At 56.9% G+C, this 14,666-nt stretch carries 15 protein-coding genes; 14 read left to right on the plus strand and 1 reads right to left on the minus strand.

Annotated elements, in window-relative coordinates; genetic code table 11:
* The first annotated feature begins 120 nt into the window (after nt 1–120).
* From rpmC to rplO, 11 genes are all read left to right on the plus strand, one after another.
* Nucleotides 121–339 (plus strand): 50S ribosomal protein L29, encoded by a 219-nt coding sequence (rpmC, locus tag Mal65_RS18130; protein WP_145300737.1) that lies wholly within the window; start codon nt 121–123, stop codon nt 337–339.
* Nucleotides 340–388: 49 nt separating this feature from the next.
* The gene (rpsQ, locus tag Mal65_RS18135; protein WP_145300740.1) at nt 389–736 is read left to right on the plus strand and encodes a 30S ribosomal protein S17; all 348 of its coding nucleotides are present in this window, start codon (nt 389–391) and stop codon (nt 734–736) included.
* Between the two features lie 132 nt (nt 737–868).
* Nucleotides 869–1,237: a 50S ribosomal protein L14 gene (rplN, locus tag Mal65_RS18140; protein WP_145300743.1), complete on the plus strand. Its 369-nt coding sequence runs from the start codon at nt 869–871 to the stop codon at nt 1,235–1,237.
* 59 nt (nt 1,238–1,296) lie between these two features.
* Complete coding sequence (gene rplX, locus Mal65_RS18145) at nt 1,297–1,638, plus strand: 50S ribosomal protein L24 (RefSeq protein WP_145300746.1); 342 nt, start codon at nt 1,297–1,299, stop codon at nt 1,636–1,638.
* Nucleotides 1,639–1,724: 86 nt separating this feature from the next.
* A complete protein-coding gene (gene rplE, locus Mal65_RS18150) occupies nt 1,725–2,300 on the plus strand; it encodes a 50S ribosomal protein L5 (RefSeq protein WP_145300749.1) in 576 nt (191 codons plus the stop codon).
* Between the two features lie 67 nt (nt 2,301–2,367).
* Entirely contained in the window at nt 2,368–2,553 is a 186-nt protein-coding gene (locus tag Mal65_RS27550; RefSeq protein WP_145300752.1) for a type Z 30S ribosomal protein S14, read from the plus strand.
* Nucleotides 2,554–2,596: 43 nt separating this feature from the next.
* A complete protein-coding gene (gene rpsH / locus Mal65_RS18160; RefSeq protein ID WP_145300755.1) occupies nt 2,597–2,992 on the plus strand; it encodes a 30S ribosomal protein S8 in 396 nt (131 codons plus the stop codon).
* A gap of 165 nt (nt 2,993–3,157) precedes the next feature.
* Nucleotides 3,158–3,697, plus strand: a complete 540-nt coding sequence (gene rplF / locus Mal65_RS18165) for a 50S ribosomal protein L6 (RefSeq protein WP_145300758.1) — start codon at nt 3,158–3,160, stop codon at nt 3,695–3,697.
* 65 nt (nt 3,698–3,762) lie between these two features.
* On the plus strand, nt 3,763–4,131 hold the full coding sequence (rplR, locus tag Mal65_RS18170; protein ID WP_145300761.1) for a 50S ribosomal protein L18: 369 nt from the start codon (nt 3,763–3,765) through the stop codon (nt 4,129–4,131).
* A gap of 95 nt (nt 4,132–4,226) precedes the next feature.
* Nucleotides 4,227–4,760 (plus strand): 30S ribosomal protein S5, encoded by a 534-nt coding sequence (gene rpsE, locus Mal65_RS18175; RefSeq protein ID WP_145300764.1) that lies wholly within the window; start codon nt 4,227–4,229, stop codon nt 4,758–4,760.
* Between the two features lie 186 nt (nt 4,761–4,946).
* Nucleotides 4,947–5,444, plus strand: a complete 498-nt coding sequence (gene rplO, locus Mal65_RS18180; RefSeq protein WP_145300767.1) for a 50S ribosomal protein L15 — start codon at nt 4,947–4,949, stop codon at nt 5,442–5,444.
* Between the two features lie 166 nt (nt 5,445–5,610).
* Here rplO and Mal65_RS18185 read toward each other — a convergent pair whose 3' ends face one another.
* Entirely contained in the window at nt 5,611–7,254 is a 1,644-nt protein-coding gene (locus Mal65_RS18185) for a serine/threonine-protein kinase (RefSeq protein WP_165701367.1), read from the minus strand.
* Between the two features lie 385 nt (nt 7,255–7,639).
* On the opposite strand from Mal65_RS18185, the gene secY reads away from it, so the two are divergent.
* From secY to Mal65_RS18200, 3 genes are all read left to right on the plus strand, one after another.
* Nucleotides 7,640–9,037 carry a preprotein translocase subunit SecY gene (gene secY, locus Mal65_RS18190; protein WP_145300772.1) on the plus strand — a complete coding sequence of 466 codons (1,398 nt, stop codon included), beginning with the start codon at nt 7,640–7,642 and terminating at the stop codon, nt 9,035–9,037.
* Nucleotides 9,038–9,086: 49 nt separating this feature from the next.
* Nucleotides 9,087–9,692, plus strand: coding sequence for an adenylate kinase (locus Mal65_RS18195; protein ID WP_196784269.1), 606 nt, complete (start codon nt 9,087–9,089; stop codon nt 9,690–9,692).
* Nucleotides 9,693–9,976: 284 nt separating this feature from the next.
* The gene (locus tag Mal65_RS18200; RefSeq protein WP_165701368.1) at nt 9,977–14,629 is read left to right on the plus strand and encodes a BamB-related PQQ repeat family beta-propellar protein; all 4,653 of its coding nucleotides are present in this window, start codon (nt 9,977–9,979) and stop codon (nt 14,627–14,629) included.
* Nucleotides 14,630–14,666: the final 37 nt, after the last annotated feature.

A 14,666-nucleotide genomic window follows, 5' to 3' on the forward strand; every position in this document is an offset into this window, starting at 1 on the left:
CCGCCAACGGTCGCTGATCAACGCATCACCGACCGCCATGAATCAGCGGAGTCCCACCGTCATCAACGGCCGAACCGAACCAATCCACCGAACAACGTTTACGACAGCCGATCAAGTTTCATGGCAACCAACACTGAACTGCGCGAGATGAGCGACGAGCAGCTCGAAGCGACCGCAAAAGAAGCGGCCGAGACGCTGTTCCGGTTGCGTTTTCAATCCCAGTCCGAGCGATTGAATACGCCCAGCGAAATGAAGAAGAACCGCCGGCTGATCGCCCGGATCAAGACCATTCAAACCGAACGTCGAATTGCCGCCGAAAACGCATCGGCCACGGCCTGAGCCGGACAAGATCGACTGACGAGACAAACCCCAACCAAATCATTTCAAAATGCCCAAGCGTGTTGTTTCCGGCGTGGTGACCAGCGACAAGATGGCCAAAACCCGTCGCGTGGAAATCAATCGTGTCGTCAAGCACCCGAAGTATGGCAAGTACGTCAAACGTAAGACGGTTTGCCATGTGCACGACGAGAACAATGAATCCGGCGTCGGCGACCTGGTGGAGATCATCGAGTCGCAACCGCTGAGCAAGACGAAGCGTTGGCGATTGGTCAAGGTTTTGGAAAAGTCCACCGAGGTCGACTTGGCCGCTTTGCGTGCCGCACGAAAGGGCGAAACACCGGCCGAACAAGAGGCCATCGAAGCTGCCCACAGTGGCGACGAACCGACTGCGGAGTGAAAACCCGCTGGTCGGCAATGACAACCGAACAATGGACCGCCGATCGGAATTGAAACCGACGGTCGTCACGGCGGCGGACGCCGAAAACCGAGTCCGCGCGAACCACCATTCATTTTTGATTTTCACCGAATCATGATTCAGCAAGAAACTCGCCTGAACGTCGCCGACAACACGGGTGCCCGTGAAGTGATGTGCATCAAGGTGCTTGGCGGCAGCCGTCGTCGATTCGCCACCGTCGGCGACATCATCGTGTGTAGCGTTAAGAGCGTGATCCCGGGCTCGGAAATCAAGAAGAAATCGGTCGTGCGTGCGGTCATCGTCCGCACCAAGCAACCGACGCGTCGCCAAGACGGAAGCTACATCCGTTTTGACAGCAACGCGGTGGTTTTGATCGACAAAGACAAGTCCCCTCGTGGTACACGGATCTTCGGTGCGGTCGCACGCGAATTGCGGGAACGCAACTTCATGAAGATCGTCAGCTTGGCCAACGAAGTGGTTTGATCGCATCGCCGTAAACGCCGGCATGCCGGATCAAAGGGAAAACAAGGAACAAGACAGCCATGAAATTTCGAATCGACGATGAAGTGATTCTGGTCGCCGGGGCGGACAAAGGCCACCGCGGCAAGATCCTGAAGATCGACCGCCAACAAAACAAGGTCGTGGTCGAAGGCGCCGCCCGCGTGTGGAAGCACGTTCGCCGCAGCCAGAAGAACCCCCAGGGCGGACGATTGAGCAAAGAAATGCCGATCAGCGCCAGCAACGTGATGTTGGTCGATCCGTCGACCGGAAAACCAACCCGCATCGGTGTCCGCTACCTGGAAGACGGCAGCAAAGAACGTTTCGCCAAAGCCAGTGGCACCAGCCTAGGCCAAATCGCACCGGCCAAAGCCATAAAGTCGTAAACCGGCCGCCGAGACAACATCGGGGGCAACCGTCCAATTCAAATCGTCCGGCACCGCCGGCACCCAACGTCGCAATAGCCTGACCCATGGCACAGAACAAACCACGATTGCAAGAGAAGTACGACGAATCGATTCGTGCTGCCTTGAAAGAAAAGTTCGGCTTCACCAACCCGCACCAAATTCCTCGTTTGGAAAAGATCACGCTGAACATGGGCGTGGGTGCTGCGGTCGGTGACAAGAAGGTCTTGGACTTGGCGGTCGACTGCATGACCGAAATCACCGGACAGAAACCCGTCATTACCACCGCTCGCAAATCGATCGCCGGTTTCCGCTTGCGGGAAGGCATGCCGATCGGATGCATGGTGACGCTGCGTCGTGACCGGATGTACGAATTCCTGGATCGCCTGGTGTCGATCGTGTTACCTCGTGTCCGTGACTTTCGCGGTATCAACCGCAATGCTTTCGACGGACGTGGTAACTACACCATGGGTTTGACCGAACAGTTGGTTTTTCCCGAGTTGAATCCCGACAAATACACGCGGCCGCAAGGGATGAACATCACGTTCGTCACGTCCGCGAAGAACAATGATGAGGCTCGTGAAATGCTGTCGTTGTTCGGCATGCCGTTCAAGAGCGATCCGAAGAAGGAAGAAGCCGCTTAGGTTTCGCCCTGATCAAACATTACCGCCAGCCAAAACTATTGACCTTAGGCAAAAGCAGAAGCAAGCCGTGGCAAGCAAATCCAAAATCGCAAAAGCCCTGCGGACCCCGAAGTTTTCGACCCGTCGTGAAAACCGATGCCGGTTTTGTGGACGGCCCCGTGGCGTGTATCGCAAGTTTGGCATCTGCCGAATTTGCATCCGTGACAACGCCGACCGTGGTTTGATCCCCGGTCTGCGTAAGGCCAGTTGGTAGTTCGTGAGTCCAGTAGATAAGAAGACCGTGGAGCTTTACCGCCATGATGACTGACCCGATTGCCGACATGCTGACCCGCATTCGCAACGCCGTCCGTGTCGAACGGCCGTTCGTCGATATCCCCAGCAGCCGCGTCAAGCGAGGCATCGCCGACGTTCTGAAGCGTGAAGGATTTGTGTGGGATTGGAAGGAAGAAGAAACCGAACCCGCCAAGACGCTTCGGCTGGAATTGAAATACGGGCCCAACGGCGAACGTGTGATCCAAGCGATCAAACGCGTAAGCAAGCCCGGACGCCGGCTGTACAGCCGCGGCAAGGAACTCAAGCCCGTACTGGGTGGCATGGGCATCCAAATCATTAGCACCAGCAAAGGGGTCATGAGCGACCGCGAAGCCCGCCGCGAGAACGTTGGCGGCGAAGTTCTTTGCGAAGTCTCTTGATCCCACCCATCCGTCAACGACCGATCAGCGATGTCCAAGCGGCTGGCGCCGCCCATTGCATCGACACGATGATCGTGGACCATCGAAAACGATAGTCGCCCGTTGGCGATCCCGACAGACAACCCGATTGGGTCAACCGACAATCGAAACTGAAAGCTGATCGACATGAGTCGCATTGGAAACAAACCGGTCAAGATCGAAGGCGGCGCGAAAGTGTCCGTCAGCAATCGTGTGATCGAAGTGGAAGGCCCCAAGGGCAAACTGACGTTCCAACACCGTCCGGAAATCGACGTCAAAATCGAGGACGATGAGGTCAGCGTCAGCCGAAAATCAAACGTTCGTGTCGCACGTGAGTGCCACGGTCTGACACGCGCTTTGGTCGCCAATATGATCGAAGGCGTGACCAAGGGCTATGAAAAGCGTTTGGAAGTCGTGGGCGTCGGTTATCTGGCGATGGTCAGCGGCGATACCTTGCAGCTTCGCGTCGGCTATGCCAACGAACTGCATCGCAAGATCCCCACGGGATTGAACGTGACCTGCCCGGACCAGACGCATATCGTCGTCCAGGGCTGTGACAAGCAACAGGTCGGCCAATTTGCCGCCGAAATCCGTGCCCTGCGTAAACCTGAACCTTACAAGGGCAAGGGCGTGCGTTACCAAGGCGAACAAGTCAAGATCAAGCCTGGTAAGGCAGCCACCAAGTAGTCGGCCCGTAACACCAACGGCCGCGATAGGGTCAACGCCCTTTCCATCGAAGGCAAACAAACGTCATGGACAAGAACAAACAACTTCAGAAAAAACGGCTTCGCCGCCGCAATCACGTTCGCAATCGCCTGCGTGGCGACAACACGCTGCCGCGTTTAAGTGTGCACCGTTCGCTGAAGCACTTCAGTTGCCAGCTGATCGACGATTCGTCCGGCAAGACGCTGGCCAGTGCCAGTACCCGCGACAAGGCTTTGCGTGAATCGATCAAGGCTGGTGGGAACTGCGACGCCGCGGCCGAAATCGGCAAGGCGATCGCCGAAAAGGCGTCCGCCGCCGGAATCAGCGAAGTCAAATTGGATCGTGGACACAACAAGTACCACGGTCGTGTTAAAGCGTTTGCCGACGCCGCCCGCGAAAGTGGCCTGAAACTGTAACGTCAGTGAAACGCTGACCATCACGCATTGCACGGTCCGGCCAAACGGACCGCCCCCCTTTACGAACCGACCGTTCATGCCGACGGGCAAAGATCATGAGTAGCGGACCCCGCAACAAACGAAAAAAAAACGAAGAACCCGCTGTCGGTGACGGCATGCTGGACCGCGTTGTGAAGATCAAGCGTTGTGCCGCCGTGGTCAAAGGCGGTCGACGGTTCAGCTTCGCAGCGATGGTGGTCGTCGGTGACGGCCAAGGCAAGGTCGGCTGGGGCTATGGCAAAGCCAACGAAGTCCCGCCCAGCGTTCAAAAAGCACAAAAGCAGGCCAGCCGTAGTCTGGTCCAAGTCCCGTTGGTCGACGGTTCCATTCCGCACCAAGTTTGGGGTCACTTCGGTGCCGCCAAGGTGCTGTTGGTCCCCGCCGGTGCTGGTACCGGTATTATCGCCGGTCAGGCCGTGCGTGCCGTTTGCGAAGCCACCGGTATCCACGACATTTTGACCAAGTCCTACGGCACCAATAACCCGGTCACCTTGGTCAAGGCGACGTTCGACGCATTGGAAAAGTTGCGTACGATTGAACAAGTCGCTGCCCTGCGTGGTTTGGAACCGGCCGAGTTGGTCGAGAACTGAATCAGTTCGCCAAACTTCATTCCGGTCGATCAAGGACGCCCGGATCCGTGGTTCACGCCGACGGACGAACATCCTTGACGCGAATCGACGTTTAGATTCGTTTACAAGCCCATTATCGCATAAAATGTTCGCGGCCATTGCCCATGGTCCGTTTGAACGACCAGCCAATCGACTTGGTGATAGATCATGAATTTGAACGATGTGCACCGCGGGATTACCAAGAACCGGGCCCGCAAACGAATCGGCCGTGGGATCGGTAGCGGTCATGGCAAGACGGCCGGCCGTGGACACAAGGGACACAAGAGCCGCAGCGGTTACAGCCGCAAGCCCAACTTCCAGGGCGGTGCGATGCCGATGTTCCGCCGCATCCCCAAACGTGGTTTCAACAACCGCTGGGCGACCACCGTCTTTGCCGTCAATGTCGGCCGTTTGAACGCGGCATATGATGATGGTGCGACCGTCGATCTGGAATCGATGAAGGCGAAAAATTTGGCGTCAGGAACGTTCGACGAAGTCAAGATTTTGGGCGACGGCGAACTGACCAAAAAGCTGACCGTCACCGCACATCGCTTCAGCAAATCGGCCGAAGAAAAGATCACCGCCGCCGGCGGCACAATTAACAAGCTGCCGCCCAAACGCACTCCCAAAGAACGCGTCGAAGCCCTCAAGTCAGCATCCAACTGACGGATCCTGGTAAGTGATGGCTGCGGCCAATAGCTTTCCGGCCGAACGAGATCGACCATTCAAAACGCCAAAGCATCGTGACACCGTCACGATGCTTTTTTTCGTTCCGCATCGTCGAACTACGTCTCCAAAAACCTGTTGATCGCGCATCTGCAGTTTCGACCGACTAGATTAAGGCTGCGGTTCGGCCACGTTCGGCTGATTCCTTCATTGCGGCTGGGATGGCGATCAGGTGAGCAATTAACTGGACCAGCGCCATGCAGCAGATGAACAGGTGAGCAACGTAGCTTGCCAGAGGATTGCCTTGATAAGCAGAAAAGGCGGCCTTGGCTCCGAACAAAACGGATGCCAGCGCACCGACGAACACCAGGCTCAATAGTATCCCGATGGTCACGCTCCAGCGTTTTCGCCGGATCGTCCGAAAACCATTGATCAGCAGCGGCAGGTGGGGAAAGAGTGCGACCGGGATGGTTTCCTTGAAGAATTGCCAATTGTCGACGGAGAAAGGCACCTGATACCCCAATCCCATCAACACGTAGTGACTGTACAGATTGCTTAGAACGGCGATCTGGATCGCGACCGTAACCACGCCGGTCTGCGTGATCCGTTCGGGCCGACGACACCACAGCCAAAACCGACGTCCCAGGGAAACACGGCGGATTCGAATCGGGTTCTCCGACGCAAACAGCCGCAGGTCATCGCGAAGGGCGGCTGCCGTCGAATAGCGGTCCGACGGTTCCCGCTGCAGGCACCGGGAAATGATCGTACGCAAGTCGCGTGGCAGTGTTCGCAATGGCATCGTCGAATGCACGTTGACCGAACGAATTTGATCCAGAACCAACGTTAACGTTTCACCATCGAATGGACGCTTGCCGGTCGCCAACTCGTGCAGGACGACCCCCAAAGCGAACACATCACTGGCCGGGCCGATCAGATCTCGACGACACTCCGCCTGTTCCGGTGCCATGTACAGAGGCGTGCCCAAAAACATACTTTCAGTAGTCTGATCCAATTGCACGTCCATCAACCGAGCCAAACCAAAGTCGGTCACTTTCGGATGCAGGGCGGCAAGATCCGATCGCGGATCCGTTTGGTCATCACGCCCCACCAGCAAAATGTTCGACGGCTTCAAATCCAAATGGACAATGCGACGGCCGTGACAATGCTGAATCGCATCGGCAACGGCGGCCATGAACCTAGCCGCGTCGTAAGGATCCCGTGGTTGCGGATTCTTCCGCATCCAAGTCGCCAGATCGCCCCCGTCGCACCACTGAGATGCGATGTAGGGATAGGGGCCATCCGATCCGACCTGCAGGATCGACACCAGATTCGGATGATCCAGCTGCGCCGCCGCCCGCGCTTCGCGAATGAAGCGACGTTCCACGTCTGGCGACAGCATGACTTCCACACGAGGCACCTTCAGCGCAACTTCACGATCAAGAGCCGGATCACGGGCATGAAAGACGTTTCCCATGCCACCACGGCCGACCAAGCGGGTCAGCTCATAATTTCCGATCTGCTTCAGCGGCGATCGAGAGAATTGACTGTCGACCGGCGTTTCCGCCAAGTTCATCGGGACCCCCGGGGTCTCGTGAACGGTCGATTTGGATCGCCCCGGCGCCGACAAATCGAATGCCGCTAACGGCCGATTTCCGTTCTTTGCCGCTTCCACCAACGAAGCCAACCGATCACGACGCTGATGGTTGTCGCCGCACAGGTCGTCCAATAGATCCTGTCGTTGCACAGGATCATCAACGCGGCAAAGTCTCCTGACAGCTTCTTCGTCGGACAACGCGTCGTCGGATGGCACGGTTACCTCGTGTTGAACGTCACGACAGAACTGGGAAATCCCGGTCATTCTGCTCAGCGACGCGATTCAGCGATAGTTGATCCGGAGTGAAATTCCGCTGGATTTCGGGCCTGGCAATCCCCTTTCTGCAGCCTTCGCGTCGGTCAGCGGAGCGTCATTGCAACCATCCATCGGTCCACAAACCATGAAGGATTTTGCTACGGCGATCACCTTCGGCGGGCAAGAAATAGCGGAAAGAAACTGGGAAAACTGCCCGACATCCCGAATCACGGGGTTTTCTGCGGTTGCCGAAGGCAAATTTCCGACCGTTCAGCCTCGCGGACCAACCGGAAAATCGCTAATCTTCGTCTTTTCTGCACGCCATCCCCGTTGTCCGTTCTGGCACATGTTTGAAAAGCTTCGAATCGTCTTCACCATTCCCGAATTGCGGAAGAAGGTGCTTCTGACCATCGGGTTGCTGGCCGTTTATCGGATCGGTTTTCACATCCCGTTGCCGATGGTCGCCACGAACTTGGGCGAATCCTCCGGTGGTGCGGCCGACTTCTTCGAGCGGGTCAGCATGTTCGCCGCCAGCGATCTGCGCCAGGCGACGATCTTTGGTCTGGGGATCATGCCCTACATTTCGGCGTCGATCATTTTCCAATTGCTGGGCAGCGTTTACAAACCGCTGGAAGAGCTGAAGAAGGAAGGCGAGGCGGGCCGCAAAAAGCTGAACGAATACACGCGTTATCTGACCGTGGCGATTTGTTTGGTCCAAAGCTACATGTACCTGAAGTTCATGTTGATGGCCGGTGGCCCGGGTGGCTTCGGAAACATAAACCCGAACTTTTTGAACGCCGAAGGCACCGGCCTGTTTTGGGGCTGGCAGATCGTCGCCGTCCTGGTGATGACCTGCGGGACGGTGTTCCTGATGTGGTTGGGCGAACAGATCGACGAATACGGTATCGGCAACGGCATCAGCCTGTTGATCATGGCAGGCATTTTGGCCCAGATGCCCAAAGCGTTGTATGAACTGATCCGAAACATGAAGCCGCAACTGACCGGGCTTAGCCGCGGACAGGTCGGCATTGAAACACTGATATTGTTGGTCTTGTTGTTTGTCTGTGTTGTTTTCGGCGTGGTCTTCATCACGCTGGGTCAACGCAAGATCCCGACGCAATCGGCCAAGTTCACCCGCGGACGCCGGGTTTACGGCGGCACGCGTCAATTCTTGCCGCTGCGGATCAACCAAGCCGGCGTGATGCCGATCATCTTCGCCAGCAGTTTGCTGATGATCCCCGGCGTTTTCTTTGGGTTCATGGCGGGTCTGTTTGAGACCGATTCGTCGTTGTTCCGCTGGCTGAACATGATCGGATTGTCGATGCAGGACCAAAGCTCCTATTTCTTCAATCTGCTGTACGTCGCGCTGATTTTCTTCTTCTGCTACTTCTGGACGGCGATCACGTTCAACCCGAAAGAAATGTCGGACAACCTGAAGGAAAGTGGCACGTTCATTCCGGGGTATCGTCCCGGTAAGCGAACGACCGATTACCTGGAAAAGGTGATGGTACGAATCACCTATGTCGGCGCCGCGTTCTTGGGATTGATCGCGATCGTCCCGACGATTGTTTACGGTTCGTTGGGTGTGCCTTATTCGATCGCTGGTTTCTACGGTGGAACGGGCCTTCTGATCGCCGTCAGCGTCGCGTTTGACTTGGTGCAGAAGATCGACAGCCACTTGGTGATGCGAAACTATCGCGGGTTGCTCGAAGGTGCCGGTGGCGGAACGTCCCCCGTCGTCTGATCGTGGCCGTCGCACGACCGTTTCGTTTCGCTTCTGACTCGGTGAATCTTTGAACGCATCCAACCGACGTGGCGTCGATCACAACGACGCCCCCGTGTTCCGGATCGTCTTCATTGGTCCGCCCGGGGCAGGCAAGGGCACCCAGTGCCGGCGTCTGTCCGAACGTTTGTCGATCCCGCATTTGTCGACCGGCGAAATGCTGCGTGCGACCAAGGACGGATCGGAGGTCGGCGAATTGGTGGCCAGCTATATCGACGGCGGCCGATTAGCCCCCGACGATTTGGTGATGAAGATCCTGACCCGTCGTTTGGAAAAGGCGGATTGTTCATCGGGCTACCTGCTGGATGGTTTTCCGCGGAATGTCCAACAGGCGCGGCTGATGGACGATTACTTGAGCAGCCAAGACGAACAGCTGACCCATGTCATTTCGCTGTGCGTCCCCCAGGAAATCTTGATCGAACGTTTGGCACGTCGTGCGGAAACCGAAGACCGCGATGACGACACCGACGAAACCATCCGGGTCCGCCTGGAAATCTTTGAATCGCAAACTCGGCCCGTTCTGGACTATTACCGCCAGTCCGGCATCCTGACCGACGTTGATGGCACCGGAACGATGGACGAGGTTTCGCAGCGTCTGCTGGCATGCGTTGTCTAATCGGGCCCGCTGGCGGTCTGGACCGAGTCGATCGACCGGGCGAAGTCTGACCAGATTCAGCGTCGGCTAGATTCGGTGATGACCGCACGGCGATACGTCGGTCCTTTGTCATCGCCCGCGAAGACGCGCGTGTTGGATTCCCCTGTAGGGGGCATCGACGGCAGATCGCACGATTGATCGGTGTATCGCTGGGGTGAACGGGTTTTACAATGGACTCGGTTGAAAGCACCGTATTCTGCAATCGGCGAATCGATTCATTTGCCATCATCACATCGGATCAAACGATGACCTTGTCTTTCCGCTTTCGGTTTTTGTTGGTTTACCTGGGCTGGCTGGCGATGCTTTGCGGCACCGTGTCGGCCCAAGGCCTGCCCTTTCAAAATCGCGCCGAATCATCCGCGGGCTTGATCACGCCACCACGCGCAGTGCGACAGATCTTGAGCGACGCCCAGCGAGCAATCGATCAACAGCAATGGAGCGATGCCGTTGCCGGCCTGGGCGATTTCCTGCAGCAAGAGACCAGCGAAGCAGCCGACCTGGCGCTGACCCAAGACTATTTCCTGGACTCGGTCGACCAGGATCCCAACGCCACGTTGTCACAAAGCTTGATCCGCCAAGCCCGCCAGATGATCGGCGATTTGCCGGCCGACGCACGCGAGACGTATGAATTACTGTACGGCCCGTCGGCACGACGAATTTTCGACCAGGCGACCCGGCAACGTGATTGGCTTGCCTTGGCCGAAGTCCGACGTCGGTATTTCCATACCCAGGCCGGGTATCTGTCTTCGATCGTCCTGGCACGTCGCGCGTGGCAGCGTGGCGAAGCCTTGCATTGTGCCATGCTGTTGAAAGACATCATTCCGCAAGCCGACGCTTCACCGCACATCGACGCATCGGTTGTTGCTTTATTCGCGGTCGCAGCCCACCAATCGGAACTAAGCCTTGAACCGGAGTTGAAACTTTCCGGGCCGGTTCCTGCGGTTGGCGATGCCGAGGCCATCGCCGCCGGTCAGAGTCGTTCGGGCGAATCATTACGACAATGGTGTAACGATGCGGCGACGATCGGCGATTTGGCGTCGGCTCGATGGAGGCAGAACTTCGGCTTGATGGGAACAACGCCGGACCGTAACGGAGGTGCGTCAGGGCAAATGCCGCTGACTCGGCCGGAATGGGTGGTCGAATCAACCGCGTCGCCCCGGGAATCCGAATTGCTGGCTGACCAAGCCGAACGGTTCCGCAGCCAAGGTGTTCTGCTGCCACCCAGTGCCCAACCGCTTTCGATCGACGGCCAAGTGATGGTTCGGACGACCAAATGGTTGACCGGAATCGATCAGTCAACCGGCAAGATGGTTTGGACCTTTCCGTGGTATTCCGCCCAGGATGCGTTGGATGATTTCGAAACGCCGCATCCGTCGCTGAGCGAGGAACAGGAGGTCGCACAATTGGTCCAGCGGGTTTGGCATGACCTACCCTATGGCCAGCTTTCCAGCGACGGCCAACGGTTGTTCTTGCTGGACGGATTGGACGACCTGGAATCGTTTCGTATGGGCAACAGCGCGATGGGGTTGCGATCGCGGCGGGAAGCCGCCAACACCCTGGTCGCTTTAGAGCTGAAGACACAGGGCAAGTTGCTGTGGCGGATTGGGGCCGATGAAGACGAAGCCAGCACCTTGGGCGACGCCTTTTTTTTGGGACCGCCACTGCCCATCGATGGCCGGTTGTATGTCTTGGCAGAAGTCAGTGGCGATTTGGGACTGTATTGCCTGGATCCCGCAACCGGTCAAGAAATCTGGCGGCAAACGTTGGGTTCGATTGATGGCTTGCCGGTGCGATTCGATGCACAGCGAAGATTGGCCGGCGCGATGCCAACCTACTATCAAGGGCTATTGATTTGTGCGACCGGAAACGGCTTGGTGGTCGCGATTGATTTAGCGGACCGAACGTTCCGCTGGGCCCGTCGTTACCCCCGGCCTCGTTCCGCTGCCAACAACAGTTTCTTTGATCCCGAACGTAACGATCTTGAATCTACCCAGCGTCGATGGGCCGACGGCGTCGCAATCGCCGGCGACGGTCACGTGGTCATCACCCCGGTCGAAAGCGACCAATTGATCGTTTTGAATGCGGCGACGGGGCAATCCAGTTTTCGCGCGAAACCCCGAAGCGGTGAACTGTACGTTGCCGGAATTCGCGACGGCAATTACATCTTGGTCGGCCGCCGTCAGGTCGCCGCGTATGACCTGGATTCGGGAAAAAAAGTCTGGGCGACCGATGATTCGGTGTTTGCCGGCGATCAAGAGGTGGCGGGTCGTGGAGCATTCGGCGATGGCGACTATCTCGTGCCCACGACGCAACAGGAATTGATTCGGATTTCAACCGCCGACGGATCAATCACCGGTCGTAAAAAGGTCGACTTTCCTTTGGGCAATCTGGTGGCATCCGGTGGCGAACTATTCAGTCAAACCGCGACCGAAGTTGTCATGGCATCTGGGATGAGTAGTTTGCAACCGGACGTGCGTCTTCGTCTGGAACAGAACCCCGACGACGTGATGGCGCTGATCGACCAAGCGCAACTGATGCTGGAAAACGGCCAGCGTGATCAGGCCGTTGACGTGCTGCACAAAGCCGAAGCGTTGGACAGTGACAACGATGAAATCGATCAACTGCTGGTGTCGGCAATGCTAGAACAGCTACGTGAATCAGAAAGCATCGATACTGATCTGATTGCCAAGCTGGAACCAAGAATCGATCAGCCGGAACAGATGCTGGAATTCCAACGCTTGAAGGTGGACGGGTTTCTGCGGCAAGGCCAGCCGGAACAATCGTTGCGTGAACTGTTGGCATTGTCCGCAATGGTGTTGGATTCACCCGAAAGCGATGGCACGGTGGTTACCGGATCGCAAACCGTTTCGGTGCATGAATGGATCGCCGGCCGCGTAACGCGTTGCTATCGAATCACCGAAGACCAAACCAACGAGGTTTCGGTTTCCGAAGAGAACCTGGACGATTTGGTCAGCCGCACCTTGTCCGAACAGTTGGCCCGACCGACCGCGCAGCTGCAAGAATTGTTGCGGCAATGGTCGCCGACAGGATTCGCCGACCAGATTGGCCAGGTGTTGTTCGAGCGTTTGAAAACGAAACGGCAATATCATTTGATCGAACGGATGGCACTGGGCACACTGCCGCATCGACGCTGGAAAGAGCTTTCCGACGACCGGCTGTACATGTTGGCGTATGCCTACGCAAAGTCCGAGATGCCGGAAGACGCATCCGCGGTCATCGCCGAACTGGCAAATCGAACGGCGATTGATCGATTGGCCGAAGCGGATTGGGCCGGCCCTTTACCTGATTTGCTTGGACAGCGAACCGCGCCGTTGGATCTGTGGCCCGATCGTGTCGACGTCAGCTTGGACTTGTTGACGCGAGCCAGTCCGACCATGGCCATGTCCAATTTCCAAGCGTTGCAGCGTCGCTTTGCCACTTTACGTTTATCGTCGGAATCGGGACGGACGTTTTCCGGGTGGGAGATCGGCACCAATAGCAGCCAGTCACTGCAAGTGCGTGACGCGTTGGGACGTGCGCGACCGATCGCGTTGTCCCCGCACCCCAATCGCAACGGCATGCGGGAATATGCAATCAGCGGAAGCCTGGCACTGCTAAGTGTGGGTACGGAACTGATCGCATTGGACATGACCAAAGTTAATGACGCGATGCAACCACCGATGATCTGGCGGCGAGAATTGGTCAGTCGCGAATCAGGCGTTTCATCCGTGCGTACCGAAAACGATTTGGGCGATGTCATTTATCGCAACCGCATCAGTAGCGGAACGATGATCAACGGAATGCTGCCGGAAATCAGTGTGGGACCGATCTTGGGCGATCGCTTCTTCGTATTTCGAAACGGCGAATTGATGTGCCTGGACGCGATCACCGGCGACACACGATGGCGCACGACCGACGCACCACGCACCGGCGTGCTGGTCGTCGACGGATCGCGTGTGGCCCTTGTCTCTGACGAAACCAACGAGATTCGAATCTACGATCTTTATGACGGGACGTTGACGAGCCAGAAGCCTTGGAATCATGGCGATCTGTGGGGCCGCAGCGATCGCTTTGTCGTCGCGATTCAGGCCGACGGTGAAGATGATCAAAACGAATCACTGCGTCGCCGCGTGATCATGGTCGACCCATTGGCCGATGGCAGCGGTGTGATGATCGAATCTGACAACTGCGTCGTGTCCCGTTCCAGCCAGTCCACCGAAGATTCGTTCGGGGATCTGTTGAACGGACGTTGGGTCACGATTCTTAACCACGAAGGCAAGCTTGTCGTCTGGGATTTGCAATCAGGAAAGGAACTTGCACGCGAATCGATCGACCTGTCACCGGGGCACCTCGGGTTATCCAGCGTTCAAATGCGAGGTGGTTTGGTCATTCTGCCGCAAGTCAGTATGCCGGCAAGCAATGACATCGAATCGGAAAAACTGGACGGCCGCACAACAGACAATCAAAAAGAAGCGGGAGCCGCGTTGGCATTTGATAGCGTCACCGGCGAATTGAAATGGCGGCAAGATTTCGAACTTCCTTGGGGCGTGACCTTGGACCAACCCGCAGCTTCACCGCTGTTGCTGTTCACACGTTTGCGTAGTGCCTATTCAACGCAAGGAAAGCGTGAACAGTCATTGGATTTCCAAGCCATCGATGTTCGAAACGGCAAACTGATCGCGCAGCAATTGCGAAACGACGTCGGATCCAAGTTCACGTTCCGCGATACCGAACAAACGTTGCTGCCACACAACAACATCAAAGCGCGTATCGATACCCTGACGATCGACTTTCAGTTCCTGTTCGAATCCCCTAGCAATCCGGCTGGACAACCGGATGCTGGCGATCAACCAAGTTCCAGCGACGAGATTGACGACACGACGCCGGAGCAACCTTAGGATCAAGGTCCGCCGGGCCAATCGGGTCGAAGCCTGA

The organism is Crateriforma conspicua (assembly GCF_007752935.1).
Classification (GTDB): domain Bacteria; phylum Planctomycetota; class Planctomycetia; order Pirellulales; family Pirellulaceae; genus Crateriforma; species Crateriforma conspicua.